Origin of the sequence: Mycobacterium lehmannii (genome assembly GCF_002245535.1) — a bacterium.
GTDB lineage: Bacteria > Actinomycetota > Actinomycetes > Mycobacteriales > Mycobacteriaceae > Mycobacterium > Mycobacterium lehmannii.
Map to the genome: position 1 here is coordinate 118,607 of NZ_NKCN01000006.1, position 20,865 is coordinate 139,471.

General features: G+C 67.1%; 22 protein-coding genes and 1 pseudogene. 8 read left to right on the forward strand and 15 right to left on the reverse strand.

Features of this window, described 5'->3' with window-relative positions:
* Window positions 1–14 precede the first annotated feature (14 nt).
* Both CEX87_RS09430 and CEX87_RS09435 read left to right on the forward strand, forming a co-directional pair.
* Entirely contained in the window at window positions 15–1,079 is a 1,065-nt protein-coding gene (locus CEX87_RS09430) for a M23 family metallopeptidase (RefSeq protein ID WP_064399495.1), read from the forward strand.
* 9 nt (window positions 1,080–1,088) lie between these two features.
* Window positions 1,089–1,742, forward strand: coding sequence for a hypothetical protein (locus tag CEX87_RS09435; RefSeq protein ID WP_416171895.1), 654 nt, complete (start codon window positions 1,089–1,091; stop codon window positions 1,740–1,742).
* Here CEX87_RS09435 and pcrA read toward each other — a convergent pair.
* The gene (pcrA, locus tag CEX87_RS09440) at window positions 1,739–4,057 is read right to left on the reverse strand and encodes a DNA helicase PcrA (protein ID WP_064399613.1); all 2,319 of its coding nucleotides are present in this window, start codon (window positions 4,055–4,057) and stop codon (window positions 1,739–1,741) included. The genes CEX87_RS09435 and pcrA overlap by 4 nt on opposite strands.
* Window positions 4,058–4,255: 198 nt before the next feature.
* On the opposite strand from pcrA, the gene CEX87_RS09445 reads away from it, so the two are divergent.
* Window positions 4,256–4,531, forward strand: coding sequence for a chorismate mutase (locus tag CEX87_RS09445; RefSeq protein ID WP_269845533.1), 276 nt, complete (start codon window positions 4,256–4,258; stop codon window positions 4,529–4,531).
* Between the two features lie 60 nt (window positions 4,532–4,591).
* On the opposite strand, the gene CEX87_RS09450 is transcribed toward CEX87_RS09445, so the two are convergent.
* Entirely contained in the window at window positions 4,592–6,592 is a 2,001-nt protein-coding gene (locus CEX87_RS09450) for an acyltransferase family protein (RefSeq protein ID WP_416171896.1), read from the reverse strand.
* Window positions 6,593–6,650: 58 nt separating this feature from the next.
* Complete coding sequence (locus CEX87_RS09455) at window positions 6,651–8,099, reverse strand: NAD-dependent succinate-semialdehyde dehydrogenase (protein ID WP_094286863.1); 1,449 nt, start codon at window positions 8,097–8,099, stop codon at window positions 6,651–6,653.
* A 48-nt stretch (window positions 8,100–8,147) separates the two neighbouring features.
* Between CEX87_RS09455 and pgi the strand changes: the two genes are divergently transcribed.
* Entirely contained in the window at window positions 8,148–9,815 is a 1,668-nt protein-coding gene (pgi, locus tag CEX87_RS09460) for a glucose-6-phosphate isomerase (protein ID WP_064399610.1), read from the forward strand.
* A gap of 1 nt (window position 9,816) precedes the next feature.
* Here pgi and CEX87_RS09465 read toward each other — a convergent pair whose 3' ends face one another.
* The 6 genes from CEX87_RS09465 to CEX87_RS09490 all read right to left on the reverse strand — a co-directional run bounded on the left by CEX87_RS09465 (window position 9,817) and on the right by CEX87_RS09490 (window position 13,533).
* Window positions 9,817–10,182 carry a hypothetical protein gene (locus CEX87_RS09465; RefSeq protein ID WP_064399493.1) on the reverse strand — a complete coding sequence of 122 codons (366 nt, stop codon included), beginning with the start codon at window positions 10,180–10,182 and terminating at the stop codon, window positions 9,817–9,819.
* Between the two features lie 60 nt (window positions 10,183–10,242).
* Window positions 10,243–10,788 (reverse strand): hypothetical protein, encoded by a 546-nt coding sequence (locus CEX87_RS09470; RefSeq protein ID WP_064399492.1) that lies wholly within the window; start codon window positions 10,786–10,788, stop codon window positions 10,243–10,245.
* On the reverse strand, window positions 10,763–11,074 hold the full coding sequence (locus CEX87_RS09475; protein WP_064399491.1) for a helix-turn-helix transcriptional regulator: 312 nt from the start codon (window positions 11,072–11,074) through the stop codon (window positions 10,763–10,765). Before CEX87_RS09475 ends, CEX87_RS09470 begins: the two co-directional genes overlap by 26 nt.
* A 211-nt stretch (window positions 11,075–11,285) precedes the next feature.
* Window positions 11,286–11,663: a hypothetical protein gene (locus CEX87_RS27500; RefSeq protein WP_066841574.1), complete on the reverse strand. Its 378-nt coding sequence runs from the start codon at window positions 11,661–11,663 to the stop codon at window positions 11,286–11,288.
* Window positions 11,664–11,731: 68 nt separating this feature from the next.
* The gene (locus CEX87_RS09485; RefSeq protein WP_064419003.1) at window positions 11,732–12,721 is read right to left on the reverse strand and encodes an NAD-dependent epimerase/dehydratase family protein; all 990 of its coding nucleotides are present in this window, start codon (window positions 12,719–12,721) and stop codon (window positions 11,732–11,734) included.
* Window positions 12,722–12,783: 62 nt separating this feature from the next.
* On the reverse strand, window positions 12,784–13,533 hold the full coding sequence (locus tag CEX87_RS09490; RefSeq protein ID WP_064419002.1) for an SDR family oxidoreductase: 750 nt from the start codon (window positions 13,531–13,533) through the stop codon (window positions 12,784–12,786).
* 41 nt (window positions 13,534–13,574) lie between these two features.
* Between CEX87_RS09490 and CEX87_RS09495 the strand changes: the two genes are divergently transcribed.
* On the forward strand, window positions 13,575–14,141 hold the full coding sequence (locus tag CEX87_RS09495; protein WP_094286864.1) for a chorismate mutase: 567 nt from the start codon (window positions 13,575–13,577) through the stop codon (window positions 14,139–14,141).
* Here CEX87_RS09495 and CEX87_RS27505 read toward each other — a convergent pair.
* The 3 genes and pseudogenes from CEX87_RS27505 to CEX87_RS09505 form a co-directional block, all read right to left on the reverse strand.
* Window positions 14,134–14,601 (reverse strand): zinc finger domain-containing protein, encoded by a 468-nt coding sequence (locus CEX87_RS27505; RefSeq protein ID WP_233151333.1) that lies wholly within the window; start codon window positions 14,599–14,601, stop codon window positions 14,134–14,136. The genes CEX87_RS09495 and CEX87_RS27505 overlap by 8 nt on opposite strands.
* A 153-nt stretch (window positions 14,602–14,754) precedes the next feature.
* Window positions 14,755–14,997 (reverse strand): annotated as a pseudogene (locus CEX87_RS27510) (DNA-formamidopyrimidine glycosylase family protein); the annotation flags it as partial.
* Window positions 14,998–15,013: 16 nt separating this feature from the next.
* A complete protein-coding gene (locus CEX87_RS09505) occupies window positions 15,014–15,406 on the reverse strand; it encodes a phage holin family protein (protein WP_064399488.1) in 393 nt (130 codons plus the stop codon).
* 40 nt (window positions 15,407–15,446) lie between these two features.
* Here CEX87_RS09505 and CEX87_RS09510 point away from each other — a divergent pair, with 40 nt between their 5' ends.
* The gene (locus CEX87_RS09510) at window positions 15,447–15,944 is read left to right on the forward strand and encodes a nucleoside deaminase (protein ID WP_094286865.1); all 498 of its coding nucleotides are present in this window, start codon (window positions 15,447–15,449) and stop codon (window positions 15,942–15,944) included.
* A gap of 39 nt (window positions 15,945–15,983) precedes the next feature.
* Here the strand turns inward: CEX87_RS09510 and cobF are convergent, their stop codons facing one another.
* Together cobF and CEX87_RS09520 are read right to left on the reverse strand one after the other, a co-directional pair.
* Window positions 15,984–16,745, reverse strand: coding sequence for a precorrin-6A synthase (deacetylating) (cobF, locus tag CEX87_RS09515; protein WP_094286866.1), 762 nt, complete (start codon window positions 16,743–16,745; stop codon window positions 15,984–15,986).
* A 16-nt stretch (window positions 16,746–16,761) separates the two neighbouring features.
* On the reverse strand, window positions 16,762–17,814 hold the full coding sequence (locus CEX87_RS09520) for a YihY/virulence factor BrkB family protein (RefSeq protein ID WP_094286868.1): 1,053 nt from the start codon (window positions 17,812–17,814) through the stop codon (window positions 16,762–16,764).
* Window positions 17,815–17,917: 103 nt separating this feature from the next.
* Here CEX87_RS09520 and CEX87_RS09525 point away from each other — a divergent pair, with 103 nt between their 5' ends.
* Complete coding sequence (locus CEX87_RS09525) at window positions 17,918–18,826, forward strand: AurF N-oxygenase family protein (protein ID WP_094286870.1); 909 nt, start codon at window positions 17,918–17,920, stop codon at window positions 18,824–18,826.
* The gene (locus CEX87_RS09530) at window positions 18,823–19,095 is read left to right on the forward strand and encodes a DUF4873 domain-containing protein (RefSeq protein ID WP_233151323.1); all 273 of its coding nucleotides are present in this window, start codon (window positions 18,823–18,825) and stop codon (window positions 19,093–19,095) included. The genes CEX87_RS09525 and CEX87_RS09530 overlap by 4 nt, the downstream gene beginning before the upstream one ends.
* Here CEX87_RS09530 and CEX87_RS09535 read toward each other — a convergent pair.
* Window positions 19,092–20,861, reverse strand: coding sequence for a thiamine pyrophosphate-requiring protein (locus CEX87_RS09535; protein ID WP_094286874.1), 1,770 nt, complete (start codon window positions 20,859–20,861; stop codon window positions 19,092–19,094). The genes CEX87_RS09530 and CEX87_RS09535 overlap by 4 nt on opposite strands.
* Between the last annotated feature and the right edge of the window lie 4 nt (window positions 20,862–20,865).

A 20,865-nucleotide genomic window follows, 5' to 3' on the forward strand; every position in this document is an offset into this window, starting at 1 on the left:
AAGGACACCCCAGGTTGGCTTCGCACCGTTCGTCCGGATCTCATCGCAGATCGTCGACGAACCGGCAAATCAGCCGCCGTGCAAGCGAATCCCCCGCCGAAGTCACCGACATCATCCCGTTCAACGAGTTCGGCGATCTCGCTGACATCGACTACAGCGAGAACAGCGCGTTCGACCGCGAAGCCCAGGTCATCCACGCCCCCGAGCTCGATGACCTGACCGACACCGACGACCTCGTCCCGCTGCGTCTCGCCGTGCCATCGGAGTTCCAGTCCGGAGCCCGGTCTGGTGCAAGGCACGCGCGCCGCTCGCACGCCTACCGCGACAGCCACACCGACACCAGCGACGGCATGGACGCGACCGACGTCATCCGCATCGGCAACCGCACGCCTGCGCACCGCAAGCAGGAAGTTCCCGTCAAGGGTCGGCTGATGGTCGCCGCGATGGCCGTCGGCGCCACCGCCGCGGGCGCGTACTCGATGGCCAATGCGGCCCACGAGAAGTCCTCGGAGGCCGTCCTGGCCGTCGGCCAGTCCGCAATGGCCAACCCGGTGAGCGAGACGTCAGGCGGTATGCAGGTGGTCGCCGTGACACCGGCCGCCAGCTCGGCAATGCACACCGAGGAGATCCAGAAGGCGGCCGCATTCGCCCAGGAGCGCGCCGAGCGCGAAGCCCGGCTGCAGCGGCCGATGTTCGTGACGCCCACCACCGGCGTGTGGACGTCGGGCTTCGGTTACCGCTGGGGTGCCCTGCACGGCGGCATCGACATCGCGAACTCGATCGGCACGCCGGTGCTCGCCGCCTCCGACGGCGTGGTCATCTCGGCCGGGCCGTATGCCGGTTACGGCAACATGGTCAAGGTCCGCCACGCCGACGGCACCGTGACGCTCTACGGCCACCTCAGCTCGTGGTCGGTGGATGTCGGCCAGCGGGTGTGGGCGGGCGATCAGATCGCCAAGATGGGCAACACCGGCAACTCGACAGGCCCGCACCTGCACTTCGAGGTGCACCTGAACGGCACCGACCGCGTGGACCCCGTGGGCTGGTTGGCCAAACGCGGCCTGTCGTTCGGCAACTAGTCTGGCCGAGTGGCCAGCGACGACGATTCCGATCTGACACGCCAATCACCCCACTCCCCGTCGAGCGCGGAAACAGGCATCATTCGTCGACACCCTTCCGGTGAGATTCCGACCGGCCAGGACCCGCAGACGAGCATCATCCGGCGTCATCCGACTGGCTCGATTCCAATCGCCGGCCCGCCGACGCAGATGGCGGACGGCGGCGCCACGCAGCTGTCCGACCGCGCCGCGCCCGAGACGGCCTACATACCGCGCGCCCGCCCGGTCGCTGTCTCCCCGACGGGATCGCCGCCGGCCAACCCGAAGACCGCTATCGCCACCGCGGTCGGCAGCATCCTGACCGGATGGGCCACCGCAGTCATCGCCACCGATCTGATCACCGGCTGGTGGCGCACCGACCAATTGTTCTGCGTCGCGGTCGGCTTCCTGACCGCGATCTCGGCGGCGGCCCTCATCGCCGGGCTGATCGGACTGCTGTTGCGCCGCTGGGTGAGCCGCCTGCTGGTCATGGTGGGGTCGATGGTGGCGCTGCTGATCTTCTCCAGCCTGTTCGTGGCCGGGGCCAAGCTACCAGCCGTGGTGTATGCGATCCCGGTGTTGCCGATCGCGACCATCGTGCTCGCCGCCCTGCCCGCCACCGGACGCTGGGAGCGTTCTGGTTAGAGCTTGGTGATCGGCGCGTGGTTGTGCATCAGTTTGACCCGACCTGAGCTTCCGAAGTCGATGAGCGACATCGCCGACTCGCCGACGCCGCTCACCTCTTCCACCCGGCCCAACCCGTACTTATCGTGCGTGACCCGGTCGCCGGGCTCGAGCACCAGCAGCGGGCGCTTGCCCGCACCGGACCGCGTCGGCGACGGCCGCGGTGTCCCGAACCGGCCCGCCCCGCTCACGGGTGCGCTGAACGACGGTGTCGGGTCGGTGCGCCGCCAGTCGATCAGGTGTTGCGGAATCTCCTTGAGGAAGCGCGATTCCGGGTTGAGCATCGGTTGGCCCCATGACGAGCGGACCTTGGCTCGGCTCAGGTAGAGCCGCTGGCGCGCGCGGGTGATGCCGACGTAGGCCAACCGGCGCTCCTCGGACAGCTCGGCAGGATCGCCCAGCGCCCGCATGTGCGGGAACATGCCGTCCTCCCATCCGGTCACGAAGACGACAGGAAACTCGAGGCCCTTGGCGGTGTGCAGCGTCATCATCGTCACGACACCCGCACCGTGCTCGGGAAGCTCGTCGGCGTCGGCGACCAGTGAGACCCGTTCCAGGAACTGGGCCAGCACCCCGGTGTCGGGGATGTCCTCGTCCAGCTGCTCGTCATCGGCAAGCGCCTGCGCGTTGGCCAGGTCGGTGCTGAATTCGTGTGCAACGCTGACCAACTCGTTGAGGTTGTCCAGCCGCGCGAGATCCTGCGGATCGCTCGACGACTCGAGTTCGGCTCGATACCCGGTGCGGTCGAGCACCGCCTCGACCAACTCGCCGAGTTCACCGTCGAGGCGGCCGCGCAGATCGTCGAGCATCTCCACGAACGCCGAGATGCACTTCTCCGCACGGGAGTTGAGCATCGGCACCTTGCCCTCGGCGGCCGCCTGCAGGGCGTCGTTGAAGCTCAGGCCGGTGTTCTCGGCATACACAGCGACGCAGGCTTCGGCGCGGTCGCCGATGCCGCGGCGCGGAGTGTTCAGGATCCGACGCATGCTCACCGAGTCGCCGGGGTTGTCCAGCACCCGCAGGTACGCGACGATGTCGCGGATCTCCCTGCGTTCGTAGAACCGCACTCCCCCAACGACTTTGTAGGGGATTCCCGCACGGATGAACACCTCTTCGAGCGCGCGCGAGGAGTTGTTGGTGCGGTAGAACACCGCGACATCTGAGTAACTACCACCGTCGTCGACGAGCGCGTCGATCTCCTGGGCGACGAATCGCGCCTCGTCGTGCTCGTTGTCGGCGACATAGCCGACGATCAGCTCGCCCTCCCCCTCGTCGGTCCACAGCCGCTTCTCGCGGCGGCCGGCGTTGCGGGAGATCACCGCGTTCGCGGCGTTGAGGATGTTCTGCGTGGAGCGGTAATTCTGTTCCAGCAGAATGGTTGTGGCGTTCGGGTAGTCGCGTTCGAAATCCTCGATGTTGCGGATCGTCGCACCGCGGAACGCGTAGATCGACTGGTCGGCATCGCCCACCACGCACAGTTCGGCCGGCGGCACCCCGTCGACCGTTTCAGTTCCCACGAGTTCCCGCACCAGCACGTACTGGGCGTGGTTGGTGTCCTGGTACTCGTCGACCAGGATGTGCCGGAACCGGCGCCGGTAGTACTGCGCGATCTGCGGAAACGCCTGCAGCACAGCGACCGTCTCACCGATCAGGTCGTCGAAGTCGAGCGCGTTGGCCGCGCGCAGGCGGCGCTGATACTCGGCGTATACCTCGGCGATGATGCCGGGCAACTCCTCGCCCGCCTCCGAGGCCTCGGCCGCCGCCTGCTCCGGGCCGACCAACTCGTTCTTGTGGTTGGAGATGGCATTGGACAGCAGCCGCGGCGAATACCGCTTGGTGTCCAGGCCCATATCCTTGCCGATCATCAGCAGCAGGCGACGCGAGTCGTCAGCGTCGTAGATCGAGAAGTTCGAATTGAGGCCCTTGATCAGGGAGGCCTGGTTGCGCAGGATGCGCACGCAGGTGGAGTGAAACGTCGACACCCACATGGCGCGGGCGCGGGGCCCGACCAGGCCCACCACCCGCTCGCGCATCTCGGCGGCGGCCTTGTTGGTGAAGGTGATGGCCAGCACCTGCCCGACGCCGACGTCGCGGGCGGCCAGCAGGTAGGCGATCCTGCGGGTGAGCACGGCGGTCTTGCCCGAGCCGGCACCAGCGACGATGAGCAGCGGCGAGCCCTCGTGCAGGACGGCCTGGCGCTGCTGCGGGTTGAGCCCCTCGAGCAGTTGGTCGGATTCGGTGGCACCGTTCGGTGCGATCAGGTTCGGTGCGCTCATGTCGGTATCGAACTTACCGCCGTACAGGGACACGACCGCGGTCGAACCGCGCATCAACTCAGCGGTCGAACCGCCCACGGCTTTGCGCTGGCCCAGCGTTTGGTGGCACACTTTGTCCCGTGCTCAGCAAACAGCGATTCATCTACGGGTACCGATCCGCGGCACCCGTGGTCTAGCTGTTGCCGAGAGCTCCGCGAGGTGGTGAAACGCATGACGACCGAAACCGAGACTGTGCCCGATATCGATGACCTGCGCCGGGAGATCGACCGGCTGGACGCCGAGATTCTCGCTGCCGTGAAGCGCCGCACCGAGGTGTCGAAGTTGATCGGTCAGGCCAGGATGGCCTCCGGCGGCACGCGCCTGGTGCACAGCCGCGAGATGAAGGTCATCGAGCGCTACAGCGAACTCGGCCCCGACGGCAAAGACCTCGCGATGCTGTTGCTGCGGCTGGGCCGCGGCCGCCTCGGCCACTGACCTCCCGAGTGATCTCGGTGCACCACAAGTCGATCAGCGATCGGTAGCGCACCCAAGTCCCTAACGCAGCGCGTCGGTCAGCCACGGCGTCAACCACTCGACCGCCTCCGGCGTGGGATGCACACCGTCGCTGCGGATGCGGATCCCGTCGATCCAGTTGGTGTAGCCGCCGTTCGGGCCGAGCTTGCGGTTCAGGTCGAGCACGGTGACGTTCGAGCGGTACTTGACGGCGCTGCGCAGCAACGCGTTCCAGTCGTCGACCCGGTCGGGATCGTCCTCCGGGTACAGGCTGCCGTCGCGTTTCTCGGCACGGCGGTTGTAGGGCTCGGTCGTGACGACGACGCGCGCGCCGGTCGAGGACAGGATGTCGAGCGCGCGGTTGAGTTCGGCGCGGAGATAGGCGTCGTATGTCGGCTCGCCGATGTGGGTCCACCGGCCCTCGTTCATCCGGTCGACGACTTCCCACCGGCCCACGATCAGCAGCACCACGTCGGGCCGGTCGTGCTTGACCCGCTCCGACCACCTGCTCGGCCACGTGTCGCAGGCGGGCTTCTGGTTCAGCGTCTGGCCGACGTAGCGGTACGGTCCGCCGCGCGCGATGCCGCACCCGATCGTCGTGTAGTCGGTGAACCTCAGACCCGGTGTCTCCGGCAGGTAGCGCATCAACGTCCACGCCACCGAGTCGCCGAACACCGCGACGGTCCTGGTGTTCGGATCGCGGGCGGCGCTCCGCTCCACCGGGATCGGCACCTCCGGCGCCACCAGCGCCGCGGAGTCGATGCTCGAATCCTGAATCGGCGGGCCTGACGGCACGCCGACCGGCAGCACGGTCATCGTGATCACCGCGGCGGTGGCGGCCGTCGCACCGGCCAACGGCAGCATCGGCACGATCACCGGCCGCCAGCGCCGGATGGGCTGTTCGAGCAACCACCACGACAGCGCAGCGACCGCCAGCGTCGCCGTACACCGCACCGCGAACAGCGACCAGCCGGACCACCCGGTGCGCTCACCGTTGATCGCCAGGAAGATCGGCCAGTGCCACAGATAGACCCCGTAGGAGATCGCGCCCAGCCACACCAGCGGCCGCCACGCCAGGACCCGCGCGACCGGCCCTTCCTGATCCATCGCCACCGCACCGATCACGCAGGCGGCGGCGAGCGCGACGATGATCAGCAGGCCGTTACGGAAGTCGCCGGCGCTGCCGGTCGCCATGTGCACCGCGAACCCCAGGACGACGACACCGACGACGGACACCGCGCGGGCGACCCCCCGCAGCCATCGGGTCCTGATCACCGGCCCGGCCAGCGTCACGGTGGTCCAGTCCCGAACCAGCAGGGCGGCCGCCGCAGCGCCGACGAGCAGTGCCTGCGCGCGGGTGTCGGTGCCGAAGTAGATCCGGTTCAGCGTCCCGTCGTCGATCAACAGAATCGCCGCCGCCGCCGAGGCAATCGCCCCCGCGCCGGCGACACCCAGAACGGCCCACCGCAGATGGGTCGGGTCCCGACGACAGAAGACGAACGCGACGGCGATCAGCACCAGCGGCCAGAACAGGTAGTACTGCTCCTCGACGCCCAACGACCAGGTGTGCTGCAGCGGCGAAGGTGGTGCGCCCTGGGAGAAGTAGTCGGTGCGCTGGGCGACGAACGCCCAGTTGGCCACCCAGAAGAACGACGCGACGGCGTCGTCCCGCAGGTTGGCGATCGCCTCGGTCGAGAAGAACTCCCGCGCCGCCACCACCGCGAGCACCATCACCAGCAGGGCGGGCAGCAGCCGCCGGGCGCGACGTATCCAGAAGTCGCGCAGCCGGATTCGACCGGTGCGTGCGTGCTCGTCGAGCAGCAGCGAGGTGATCAAAAAGCCGCTGAGCACGAAGAACACGTCGACGCCGAGGAAGCCGCCGTCGACGCCGGGAATGCCGCCGTGGTCGGCGAGCACGAGTGCGACGGCGATGGCGCGGATGCCGTCGAGGGCGGGGATCTCGCCACGCCGATGCGCACGCGAGGAGGGATGTACTGACAGCGGGCGGCGATCAGCGGGCGCGACGGAGCGACGCGCATTCACTTGCGAAATCTTGCCCGTGCGAGCCGACGTGCCGCGGCAGGCGCGGCGGCGTGTCGAACTACTTCGTCAGCGCGATGTATTTCACCTCGAGGTACTCCTCGATGCCCTCGAACCCGCCCTCGCGCCCGAAGCCGGACTCCTTGACGCCGCCGAACGGCGCGGCGGGGTCGGAGACCACGCCGCGGTTGATGCCGACGATGCCGGACTCGAGGCTTTCGGCGACGCGCAGCGCGCGGTCCAGCGACTGGGTGTATATGTAGGCGGCCAGCCCGTACTCGGTGTCGTTGGCCGCGGCGACGCCCTCCTCCTCGGTGTCGAAACCGGTGATCGGCGCGACGGGGCCGAAAACCTCCTCGGACAGGATGCGGGCGCCGGCGGGCACGTCGGCCAGCACCGTGGCCGGGTAGAAGCTGCCGGGACCGTCGGGGGCGACGCCGCCGACCGCGACGGTCGCGCCCCGCGACACCGCGTCGGACACCAGATCCTCGACGGTGGCGACCTGCTTGGCGTTGATCAGCGGCCCGAGTGTGGCCGACTCGTCGATGCCCTTGCCGAGGGTGAACTCGCTCATCCGCTTGACCAGCTTGTCGGTGAACTCCGCGCGCACCGAGTTCGCGACGTGGAAACGGTTGGCCGCCGTGCACGCCTCGCCACCGTTGCGCATCTTGGCCAGGATGGCGCCCTCGACGGCGGCATCGACGTCGGCGTCGTCGAACACCACGAACGGGGCGTTGCCGCCCAGTTCCATCGACGTGCGCAGAAGTTTGTCGGCCGACTGTTTGACCAGCGTTTTGCCCACCCCGGTCGAACCGGTGAAGGTCAGCTTGCGCAACCGGCCATCGTCGATCAACGCGGCGGTGACGTCGCCGGCGTTCTTCGTCGGAAGCACCGACAGCACACCCTTGGGCAGACCCGCCTCGTCCATCAGCTTTGCCAGCAACAGCATCGTCAGCGGCGTGTCCTGCGCGGGCTTGACGATCATCGTGCACCCGGCCGCGAACGCCGGGCCGATCTTGCGGGTGCCCATCGCCAGCGGGAAGTTCCACGGCGTGATCGCATAGCAGGGCCCGACCGGTTGTTTGGTGACAAGGACACGTCCGCTGCCCGCGGGGCTCTGGGTGTAACGGCCCGCGACGCGCACCGCTTCCTCGGAGAACCAGCGGAAGAACTCGGCGCCGTAGGTGACCTCGCCCATGCTCTCGCGCAGCACCTTGCCCATCTCGAGAGTCATCAGCGTCGCGATGTCCTCGGCGCGTTCGGTGATCTTCTCGAACACCGCGCGCAGGATCTCGCCGCGCTCGCGCGAGGCGGTGGCCGCCCACTCGGCCTGCACGGCGCACGCGGCGTCGAGCGCGGCGATCGCATCGTCGGCGGTCGCGTTGGCGACGGAGGCGATCACCGAGTCGTCGGACGGGTCGAGCACATCGAAGGTGGACGCGCTCTCGCGTTCCTCACCACCGATCCACAGTCCGGTGGGCACTGACGACAACAGCTTCGCGGTATCCATAACTCTTCTGTACACCCTTGGCCATTTCGCCGCACTAGGGTCATGTTCATGAGTGCCGACTCCGACCAGATACCCGATATCACCGCGACTCCGGCGTGGCAGGCGTTGCAGCGGCATCACGGTGAGATCGGCGCGAAACACCTGCGCGAGTTGTTCGCCGAGGATCCGGCCCGCGGCACTGAGCTCGCCACGACGGTCGGCGACCTCTACATCGACTACAGCAAGCATCGGGTCACGCGCGAGACGCTGAGCCTGCTGGTGGATTTGGCCCGCGCGGCGCGCCTGGAGCAGAAGCGTGACGCGATGTTCTCCGGCGTGCACATCAACACCTCCGAGGACCGCGCCGTCCTACATACCGCCTTGCGATTGCCGCGCGGCGCCCAACTGGTCGTCGATGGGCGCAACGTCGTCGCCGACGTGCACGAGGTGCTCGACAAGATGGGTGACTTCACCGACCGGTTGCGCAGCGGCGAGTGGACCGGCGCGACGGGCGAGGCGATCAAGACCGTCGTGAACATCGGCATCGGCGGGTCGGACCTCGGACCGGCGATGGCCACCCTCGCGTTACGGCACTACGCCGACGCCGGCATCTCGGCGCGGTTCGTCTCCAACGTCGATCCTGCTGATCTGGTCGCCACCCTCGACGGGCTCGACCCTGCGACAACGCTTTTCATCGTCGCGTCGAAGACGTTCTCGACGCTCGAGACGCTGACCAACGCGACCGCGGCGCGCCGCTGGCTGACCGATGCGCTCGGAAACGCGGCGGTGTCACGGCATTTCGTGGCGGTGTCGACGAACAAGAAGCTGGTCGACGATTTCGGTATCAACACCGAGAACATGTTCGGATTCTGGGACTGGGTCGGCGGCCGGTATTCGGTCGACAGCGCGATCGGCTTGAGCGTGATGGCGGTGATCGGCCGCGAGCGGTTCGCCGAGTTCTTGTCCGGGTTCCACATTGTCGACGAGCATTTTCGCACCGCACCGCTGGAGTCCAATGTACCGGCGCTGCTCGGACTGATCGGGCTCTGGTACAACGAGTTCTTCAGCGCCGAAACCCGTGCGGTGCTGCCATATTCAAATGACCTGGCCCGCTTCGCCGCCTATCTGCAGCAGCTGACGATGGAGTCGAACGGCAAGTCGGTGCGCGCCGACGGTACGCCGGTGACCACGAACACCGGTGAGATCTTCTGGGGCGAACCGGGCACGAACGGCCAGCACGCGTTCTATCAACTGCTGCATCAGGGCACGCGTCTGGTGCCTTCCGACTTCATCGGCTTCTCACAGCCCACAGACGACCTGCCGACCGCCGATGGCAAGGGCAGCATGCACGACCTGTTGATGAGCAACTTCTTCGCCCAGACGCAGGTCCTCGCATTCGGTAAGACCGCCAAGGAGATCGCCGCCGAAGGCACTCCGCCGGATGTGGTGCCGCACAAGGTGATGCCGGGTAACCGGCCCAGCACGTCGATCCTCGCAACCCAGTTGACCCCGTCGGTGCTCGGACAGTTGATCGCACTCTACGAGCACCAGGTGTTCACCGAGGGAGTCGTCTGGGGTATCGACTCGTTCGATCAGTGGGGTGTCGAACTCGGCAAGACTCAAGCCAAGGCGCTGCTCCCGGTCATCACCGCCGACGGCTCCCCCACCGAACAGTCGGACTCCTCGACCGACGCGCTGGTGCGCCGGTACCGCAGCGAACGCGGCCGATCCGCCTGACTCAGCGTGCCGCGCGGGCCTTCACGAAGGAGCGCACACCGGCGATCAAGTACACCAGCAGCAGAACGAACATGATGGTGCTCGTGATGACGGCTGCGGGTCGCTCGGCCGTGCCCGCGAACACCTCGCCAAGACCGAACACGTTGCGTAGCGCCCCGAGCGCGGCGAGCAGCGCGATCACCAGGGCGGCGTGCATGGCGATCTTGCGGGCTTGATCGGAGCGACGCCCGATCAGGGCGGCGATGAGCAGGAGGATGCCGACGAAAGCCGGTATCAGCGCGGTGACGCTGACCGCCCCGCTGGCGAAGTACGCGATCACCCCTGTCGCGACGAGCAGTCCTCCGGTCCAGGTGGTCAGGGCGAGCATCGGGATCCTTTCTACGGCTGTCGCCGACGACTCTACCGACGCAGGGATTCTCAACGCGGTTCAGGCGTCGGGGTCGGGCCGGGACCAGCCCAGGATCATCGCCGGCGCGCAACCGCCGAACACCAGGACGGCCAACGACATCAGCGCGCCAGAGTAGGCCACGTCGGTGTCGGTGTCCTGCAGATAGATCGACGCGACGAGCAGGTAGCCGATCGGGATCAGCATCAGGTACTGGGTGATCGTCAGACCGATCGAGCGGGCGCTGTTGCGCTGCTGCACCTCGTACTCGTCGAGTGCGGCCTCCGGGGCGTCGCCCTGCCTGCCGGACACGATCTGAAGCATCGTCCACAGCGGGAGGAAGACGATGCACACCGACAGCCAGAGCAGGGGCGCCCACCGCAGCCCGAATGCGCTCAGGACGCTCACCGCCAACAGGGACGCGAACGTGATGGCCAAACCCACGACGAGAAGCCGCCGCCGGGACTGCGTGCGCCAGCCGGGAAGCAGATTCGCGTAGGTGCGCTCTCTTTTGAGGAACCGCCGGGTGCGGGACTCCTGGTAGCGGTCGAGCAACGTGTGGTCAGCCTGCGGGGTCGACGGGGACATCTCGGTCTCCTCCTTGCGATCGCGTGTTCGTGCGGTAGAGCTCGGTGGACAACGGGGTGAACTCCGTTCGGGAGAACACCGCCTCGACGGGGAGACCGAAGACATCGCAGATCCGGAATGCCAGGTCCAGGCTCGGATAGTGGTCGCCACGTTCGAGCGCGCCGACCGTCTGTGGGTTCACGTCGATCAGCTCCGCGAGCTCGGCTCGGGTCATCCGACGCTCTGCGCGCAGGACACCGATGCGGTTGTGGATGGGGAGCGTTTTGCCCCTTTTCACCGGACTCACACAACGTAGTGTTGGGAAAACCTAACAAAATGTCAAGCCTTCGGAACGTGACTAGTCGCGGGAGTGCGGATTCATACGTGACACGCCCTCGGCGGCGGACGAATCCGCACGGTCGGCGTTGTAGCCCGGATCCCTACAGAAAAGCAACGCGGCGCACGCTCAGCGAGGAGCGTGCGCCGCGTGGCTGGCGCTGGATGGAGCTAACTAGTGGTTACGGGGCAGGGATGTTGATGCAGCCGACGTTCGGCAAACATCCGCTCGCGCCACCGGGGCCGGCAGTCCCGCCGGGTCCGTTCGGAGCGAGCGACCCGCTAGCGCCACCGGGTCCGGCCGTACCGCCAGGGCCACCCGGGATTACACCGGAAGCGCCGCCGCCATCAGCGGTGCCTTGCGGGCCACCGGGGACGTTCACGTCCGCACCGCCACCGGGAGAAGCGTCGATGTTGCCGGTCACCGCACATGGGGTGCCGTCGGCATTCAGACACGGAGGAGGCGCCGGCTGCGCACCGGCCACCGGCGCGACGGCGAAGGCAACTGCCGCGGCGCCCGAGAACAACAGGGGCATCATCTTCGTCAGTTTCACGTTCATGTCCTGAGGGCTACCACGTCAGCGGCTTACTGAAACCTTCAAACTATCTCCGCCGGATGAGGGACCGGTCACAGCCTTCCGACTTGTTTCAACCCGGAAACGGTGTCCGACAGCGTTTCCTGCGGGTCGCGGTACGAGATTCCCAGTTCGGTCTCGCTGGGCGAATCGTCGGACGACGGCATCTGCGTGTAGTACTGCATCGCCGCCGCGGTGACCGGCGCGTCGAAGGGCAGGAGCGGGCCCACCACGTCGACCACCCTTCCGATGTTGCGCAACAACGTATCCGGCACCGGGTACACCCGCAGCGACGTGTTCGCCGCCTTCCCGATCATCGTCGCCAGGTCGGCGATCGGAACTCGCTTGCCGCCGGCCATATATCGGCGTGGCCCCTTGCCCGGCTCGAGCAGCGCCGCATGCAACGCAGCCAGGTCTCGAACGTCGACCACGATCCACGCGGCACCGCGGCCCGGCACCCCACGCATCTGGACCGCCGCTTGAACACCTTCTGCCGCTTCACCGAACTGGTTACCCGCCGGCGGCCCCAGCACCATGCCCGGGTACGTGATGCTCACCGGCGCACCCGCATCCTGGAGGCCTCGCGCATACTTCTCCACCTCCGCTTTCGACTTCCCGTAGCCGTCGGACCCTCCCACCACCGGGAGATCGGCATGAAGAACGCTGCAGTTGGGGTCGAACAGCGCCGTGAAGCTGGAGACGTGAATGATCGGGTCGAGGCCGCGCTCCGCGGCCACACCGAGCACGTTGTGGGCACCGTCGAGGTTGGTCCGCAGCATCTTGTCGGCCTGCCGGGGGTCCACTGAAACCATTGCTGCCGAGTGGATTACGGCGTCGCAACCATCCATCGCCGCGGCGGTCGACTCGGCGTCGGCGATGTCGCCGACGGCGTAGTCGTCGGTCGCGACGCCGATCTCCGCGGCGCTCGTCTTGAGCCGGGCCGGATCGCGAACCAGAAACCTCACCTGGTGGCCCGCATCGGCCACCGCTTTCGCCGTCCACGCCCCGACAAACCCGGTACCCCCGGTCAACAGCACCTTCATAGATACCTCCTCTAGGAACTAGCGCTGCGGGTTCCCCCAAGCGCCAGCCTCTACACGGAGGCTTAGGCGAACGGCTTCGTCAGATGCGGCGGCAGTACCCGCAGGACTCGGACCAGCGGGGCCCACGGCCACCACGGAACCGCCGCGCGTCCACTTTCGCGTTCGATCGCGGCGACCATTGCCCGCACGCCGGTTTCGTTGTCCACCATCAACGTCGTCGACTGCGATTTCGCCGTCATCTCCGACTCGATGTAACCGGGTTCGAGCACCGTGACCTTGATGGGCCCGCGCGCGTACTCCGCGCGCAGGGATTCCCCGAGCGACGACACGCCGGCCTTGCTGGCGGCGTAGGCGGCCTTGACGCCGGGCACGCCCTTGTTTCCGAGAACCGACGAAACCAGTACCAGGTGTCCACCGCCGGCTTTCTTGAAGATCTCGAGCGCGGTCTCGATCTGAACAAGTGCCGCAACGAGATTCGTTTCGATGGTGGCCTTGTTCGCCCACAGTTTGCCCGAGCCCAGCGGCGCACCCTTGCCCACGCCGGCATTGACGATGACGCGGTCGATGCCGCCGAGTTCGTCGCTGAGCTCGGCGAAGACCTTGGGCACCTGCTCGTGGTCGTTGACGTCGAGGGCTGCGACAGCGACGTTGATCCCGCGATGCCGCTCGAGCAGCTCGGCTTTGAGTTCATCGAGTCGGTCGATGCGCCGGGCACACAACGCCAGGTCACGGCCCTTTGCGGCGAACGCGCGGGCCATCCCGGCGCCCAGCCCGGAGCTCGCACCGGTGATCAGGATCTTCTGCCGACTCACCCCGACAGACTAAGCGAGGCGATCGCCGTCAGAATGGCGACATGGTTCTTGTGCGGACAGCGGCATTCCTGCTCGCGGCGCTCTGCGTCGCGCTCTCCCAGGCGGTCGCCGCCGCCCAACAGGCTCCTCCGCTGTACCGGCTGGTCGACACCGCCGCGCAGCGCCTGGCCACGGCCGACGCGGTCGCGGCCGCCAAGTGGATCAACGGCGGGCCGATCACGGACCGCCAGCGCGCCGATGCTGTCCTGGATGCCGTCGCCGCCGACGCCTCCGCGCGCGGCATCGACCAGGGGTATGTGCGCGCGATCTTCGCCGACCAGATCGACGCCACCGAGGGTGTGGAGTACACCCGCTTCGGCCAGTGGAAGTTCGACCCCGCCACCGCGCCCCGCACCGCGCCGGACCTGTCCGAGACACGTTCGCAGATCGACGAGTTCAACAAGGTCATGGTCGACGAGATTGCGCAGCAGTGGGATTCGTTGCGCGCACCAGGCTGCATGTTCGAGCTCAACAACGCCATCGACGCCGTCGCCAACGCCCGCCAGCTGGACCCGCTCTACCGGCATGCGTTGTCGGCGGCCACCCGGTCGTACTGCAAGCTCACTTGAGCAGTCGCGATAGTCGCCGGTCGGCGAGCACCTTGCCCCCCGTCTGGCACGTCGGGCAGTACTGGAAAGATTTGTCGGCGAACGACACTTCGCGCACGGTGTCCCCGCACACCGGGCACGGCAGGCCGGTTCTGGCATGCACCCGCAGCCCGGAGCGCTTCTCCCCCTTGAGCGTCGCGGCCTGCTGTCCGACCGAGCGAGTCACCGCATCGGACAGCACGCCGATCATCGCGTCGTGCAACGCCGACAGTTGCGCGTCGGTCAGCTTGGCCGCCGTCGCGAACGGCGAGATCCGCGCGACGTGCAGGATCTCGTCGCTGTAGGCGTTGCCGATCCCCGCGATCACCTTCTGGTCGGTGATCACGGTCTTGATCCGACCGCTGTTACCCGCGAGCAGCCCGGCGAGGTCGTCGGGCCCGAGCGACAGCGCGTCGGGCCCCAAGGTGGCGATGCCAGGCACCTTCGCCGGATCGTCGACCACCCACACCGCGAGCCGCTTCTGCGTGCCGGCCTCGGTGAGGTCGAAGCCCGCACCGGCGCCCGGAGTCCCTAGGTGTACGCGCAAGGCGATCGGACCCTTGCCCGGCTTCAGCGGCGCGGCCGCCAGCTTGTCCGACCACCGCAACCACCCGGCGCGCGACAGGTGGGTGATCAGGTGCAGCTCGCCGGCTTGGAGCCCGAGGTATTTACCCCACCGGTTGGCGTCGGTGACGGTCTGGCCGTGCAGCGCGGTGATCGGCGGGTCGAAGGTCTTGAGCACCGAGAACGCCGATACGTCGATGCGCCCCACCGTCTGGCCGACGGCGTGGCGGCGCAGGTGGTCGGCGAGTGCTTCGACTTCGGGAAGTTCGGGCATGGTTCCAGTGTGCCGGTCAATCGCGTCGCACGGCACCGCCGGTGACCAGCGACAGCAGCCAACTCACGATCGACAGCACGATCGCGGCCCAGATCGCCGTCCACCAGAAGTCGTCGATGTAGAGGCCCCAGTGCGTCGTGTGCTCGGTGATCCACGACGTGATCCACAACATCAACGCGTTGATGACGATGTGGATCAGGCCGAGAGTCAGGATGTAGAGCGGGATGGAGATGATCTGCACGATCGGCTTGATGATCGCGTTGACCAGACCGAAGACCACCGCGACGACGAAGATGATGCCGATTTCCTGCAGTTGCGATTCGGCCCCCACGAACCTGATTCCTGGAACGAGCAGCGTCACCACCCACAGCGCGATGCCGGTCAAAGCGGCCCGCAACAGGAACGACATCGCATTAGCCTAAACCAGTCGACGAACCAAGGGGGCAGCCGTGGATTTCGTACAGCGGACCGTGGATCTGGCACGACGAAACGTCGAGGAGGGTGGTCGGCCGTTCGCGACCGTCATCGCCAGAGACGGCGAGGTGCTGGCCGAGAGCGCCAATCAGGTTGCCCAGACGCATGATCCGACCGCACACGCCGAGATCCTGGCGATCCGGAAGGCGTGCACGAAGCTCGGCACCGAGCACCTGACCGGCGCGACCATCTACGTTCTCGCCCACCCGTGCCCGATGTGCCTGGGCTCGTTGTACTACTGCTCCCCCGACGAAGTCGTGTTTCTGACCACCCGCGACGACTACGCCCGCTACTACGTCGACGATCGAAAGTACTTCGAGCTCAACACCTTCTACGACGAATTCGCCAAGAACTGGGACGAACGGCGGCTGCCGATGCGCTACCAGCCCGAAGACGCCGCCATCGACGTCTACCGGTTGTGGATGCAGCGCAACGCCCCCGAGCGGTCCACACCCGGCTCCGGCGGCTCTTAACCGGTTGATCGCACGCAGTGGATGCGTGCAAGTAACCGGTTAAGCGGAACTCTCCGACCGCAGCAGATAGGTGTCCATGATCCAGCCGTGACGCTGCCGCGCGTCGGCGCGCATCCGAGCGATCTCGTCGCCGACATCGCCGACGGTGCCCGCCATCAGCAACTCGTCGGGTGTACCGAGATAGGCGCCCCACCAGATGCGGGTGTCGGGCGGGCACGTCAGGAACGAGCAGTCGGCGTCGAGCATCACCACCGCGCTCCCGGTCAGGCCGTGGTCGCGCAGTTGTCTGCCGGTGGTGACCAGCACCGGTTCGCCGACGTCGTTGAGGGGGATGCGATGTCGCGCGGTGAGCGCCTGGATCGCGGTGATGCCCGGGATGACGTCGTAGTCGATGTCGACATGCGTCGCGACGGTGTCCAGGATGCGCAGGGTGCTGTCGTAGAGCGACGGGTCGCCCCACGCGAGGAAGCCGCCAACGCCGTCGGGCGCGAGTTCGTTCTCGATCGCGTCGGCCCACACCCGCGCTCGCGCGGCGTGCCAGTCGGCCACCGCTTGCCGGTACGCCGGGCCGTCCGGGACGTCTCTGACCCGCGGCGGGTCGGACAGCTCGACGAAGCGGTATCCCGGCTCGCGGATGAAGCGTTGGCAGATGTGGCGCCGCAGCGCCACCAGGTCGTCCTTCGTTGATCCCTTGTCCATGGCGAAGAACACCTGAGTGTCGTTGAGCGCGGCCACCGCTTGGGCCGTGACGTGGTCGGGGTCGCCCGCGCCGATGCCGATGACGTGAATTCGACGGGTCACGCCCGCGAGTATGCCTTCAGTGTTTGCGGCCGCGCGAAAGTCGGAGCCGCCTGGCCCGCTTGGCGTCCTTCTTCTCGGCGGCCTCCTCCTTGCGTATGTTGTGGTCGTCCTTCGGTGGTAGCTGCAGCTCGTGCTCGGCGGGCAGACCGGCCTGCAGTTGACGGCCTCGCTCGACCTCGGCGTCCACCTCCGCGCCGAACAGCAGCGCCAGGTTCGTGATCCACAACCACAGAAGGAACACGATGACACCGGCCAACGCGCCGTACGTCTTGTTGTAGCTGCCGAAGTTGGCCACGTAGAGCCCGAACCCCAGCGACGCGAGGAGCCACACGACGATCGCGAGCGCCGCGCCCCCGCTGATCCATCGGAATCTCGGCTGCTGGACGTTGGGGGTGACGTAATACAGAATCGCGACCGCAAGCACGACAAAGAGCAAAATCAGCGGCCACCGAACCACGTTCCACGCCGTGACCGCCGCATCGCCCAACCCGATCGCATCGCCGAGCGCCTGGGCCACCGGTCCGCTGACCGCGAGCATGAACACCACGGCAGCCGCCATCATTAGACCGATCAGCGTCAGCAGCAGCTGCACCGGTCGCAGCTTCCACACCGGTCGGCCCTCGTCGATTTCGTAGATGCGGTTCATCGCGCGACCGAACGCACCGACGTAACCCGACGCGGTCCACAACGCACCCACGATGCCCGCCACCAACGCGAATCCGGCCGTAGGCGCATTGACGAGTTGTTCGATCGTCGGCCGCAGGGTGTCCAACGCCGACGCGGGCGCCACATCCGAGGCGATGTCGAGCAGCGCGTCCACCGTGCGCCTGCCCTGCCCGAACACGCCCAGCAACGACACCATGACCACCAGCGCGGGGAAGATCGACAGCACTGCGTAGTAGGTCAGCGCCGCGGCCAGGTCCGTGCACTCGTCTTTTTGGAACTCGCGCACCGCCTTGCGCATCGAATACAGCAGGGACGGCCGAGTGAGATCGGTCGGCGACTCGGGTTTGCGGGGGTCGTCCGGGTCAGGTGCCTGAGCGGTCCTGTCGTCCTCGTCGGTGCGCATACCACCCGATACCCCGACCCGCTCCCGGCAAACGCAACCGTTACCGCAAGTATCCGGTACCGCAGGTATTGACTGCTCGGCCCGGGCTGCCTACCTTGAATCCATGACGACTCCGGTCAGCAGCTCCCGCCCGACGCGCGAAAACTTCGCCGAACGCCTGCTCAAGGGCTCGGCCAAGAAGTCCTATGCCCCCGCCGTCGACATCGACTGGGACGCGCCCATGGACCCCGACAAATTCTTCCTGCCGCCGCACACCGTGACCCTCTTCGGCACGCCGATCTGGGACGCCATGACCCGCGAGCAGCAGATCGAGCTGTCCCGTCAGGAATTCGTGAACATTCTCTCGGCGGGAATCTGGTTCGAGAACATCCTGAATCAGGCGCTGTTGCGCGATCTGATGCACAAGGATGTGACAGCGTCGTCGACGCACTACTCCCTCACCGAACTGGGCGACGAGACGCGCCACATGGTCATGTTCGGCAAGGTGATCGAACGGATCGGCGCAGAGCCGGTACAGCCCCGCCGGTACCAGCGGATGATCATCAACGCGCTGCCACTGCTGTTTCGGGGACCGATCCTGTGGGGTGCGGCGTTGGTCGGCGAGGAGATCTTCGACGCGTTGCAACGCCAGATTCTGGAGGACCCCGACCTGCAGCCAATCGTCCTGCGCCTCATGCGCATTCACGTGACCGAGGAGGCGCGCCACATCCAGTACGCGCGCGACGGATTGCGCCGGACCAGACCGCACATGGGTGTTGTCCAGCGGTTCGTCATGAGCAACCTGCACGGGGTCGGCGGGCCGTTCTACCGCTATTTACTGACCATTCCCGTCCCGTACCGGCGCGTCGGGCTCGACCCCCGTGCCGCGCGGCGGATCGCAAGAGCCAACAAGCACCATCGAAGTCGGAAAGAGGCCGGCTTCGCACCGCTGGCAGCGTTCTTCGAAGACGTCGGCTTGATGGGACCGATCGCGCGCCGGATGTGGCGGCGCAGCGGGTTTTTGCCGCGGTGACCGAGCTGTACGACGGGGTTGCGGCCGTACGCATGCACGACACGGATCATGACGTACGGGTGCGCCTGACCGGTCACCTCGATCCGATCGACGGCCGATACCACTGGCGCGGAATGGTTTTCGACCTGCCATCCGATATGCGGCTGCCCGAGGCTGTGCGCATCTCGATCGATGACCGCACTGCCGAGGGGCAGCTGACCGAGGTGACGCCGTGGGGCACGCACTCCGTTACGGGCGTCGGCACGCCGCCGTACCCACTGGACTGCTAGCTCTCCGATTCGCGCTGCGCCTCAACGCGTTCACGTGTCGCATCCCCGCCGGGCTCACCGGCGAGCGCGGCATACACCTTGTCCGTCTTGGCTTCCGGCATCAGCGGCGGGAGCAACGGCGTCTTCGGGTCGACGACGGCCTCGATCACGGTCGGCCGGTCGGCTCCGAACGCCTCCCGCCACGCCGCCGGCGCCTGCCCGGACTCGACCACGCGCAACCCCTTCAACCCGAGCATCTCCGCGTAGTCGGCATAGGGGAACGGCGGGACATCCTGCGAAGCGGGAAAGCGCGCGTCGCCCTCCATTTCTCGTTGCTCCCAGGAGACTTCGGTCAGGTCCTGGTTGTGCAGGACCAGGATCACCATCCGTGGATCGGCCCAACCCCGCCACCGGTCGGCGATCGTGACGAGTTCGAGTAGCCCGCTCATCTGCATGGCGCCGTCACCGACCAGGGCAACGACCGGGCGCTCCGGTGCATCGAGCTTGGCCGCTATCCCGTACGGCAGCGCACACCCCATCGACGCGAGATAGCCGGACACATGCGCGGGCACACCGGGCGGCAACCGCAGGTGACGGGCATACCAGTACGTCGCAGAGCCGACATCGACGGCGACGCGAGCATTGTCCGGCAGATGGTCAGACAGTGTTCGCACGACGAATTCCGGGTTCGCCGAATCGGATTGGGCTTCGGCGCGTCCCTCGGACTCCCGCAGCCAATCGCCTGTCCATCCCTTAACCTGGTGCTGCCACTGGCGATCGGTCTTGCGGCGAACCAGGGGAGCCAGCCGCGACAACGTGTCCGCCGCATCACCGTTCAGCGCCACATCGACCGGATACTTCGCGCCCACGACCCGTGGTTCGATGTCGATCTGCACCGCGCGAGCCTGACCGGGCGCCGGATAGAACTCCGTCCACGGGTCGTTGCTTCCGACGATCAGCAAGGTGTCGCAGTTGGCCATCAGGTGTGCGCTCGCCGTCGTGCCCAGGTGTCCCATCACCCCGGTGTGCCACGGCGCCGACTCGTCGAGGACAGGCTTGCCGAGCAGCGAGGTCGTCACGCCCGCGCCGAGGAGGTCGACGAGCCGCGTGAGCTCGTCTTCGGCGCCCGCCGCGCCGCGTCCCACCAGGAGGGCAATCTTCGAGCCCTCGTTCAAAAGCTCTGCGGCACGGTCCAGGTCTGCGTCGTGCGCCACGACGTGCGCGCTGGTGTACACCGCCGCCGACGGGACCACACCGTGACTGTGCTCCAACTCCTCAGGCATCTCCGCCTTCTGGACATCGTGCGGCACGATCAGGCACGTCGGCGTGGACGTCGCCAACGCGGTGCGCATGGCGTTGTCCACCGCCATGAGCATCTGCTGCGGCGCGAACACGGTCTGGACGTACTGCGCGCATACGTCCTTGAACAATGCGTGCAGGTCGACCTCTTGCAGATAACCGCTGCCCAGCGCCGTCGACACCACTTGGCCGACGATCGCCACCACCGGACGACGGTCCAGCTTCGCGTCGTACAGGCCGGCGAGCAGATGGATCGCACCGGGGCCTTGGGTGGCCAGACAGACGCCGACCCCACCGGAGTACTTGGCATGTCCGCACGCCGCGAAGGCCGCGAGTTCCTCGTGCCGCGTCGAGACGAACTCCGGATCACCCGCCCGCGCCAGCGCACCGAGCAAGGTGTTCACGCCGTCTCCGGCGTAACCGAAGATCCGCTTCGTCCCCCACGCGCGCAACCGTGCCACCATCGCGTCCGCGACGAGCTCGGTCACCTCG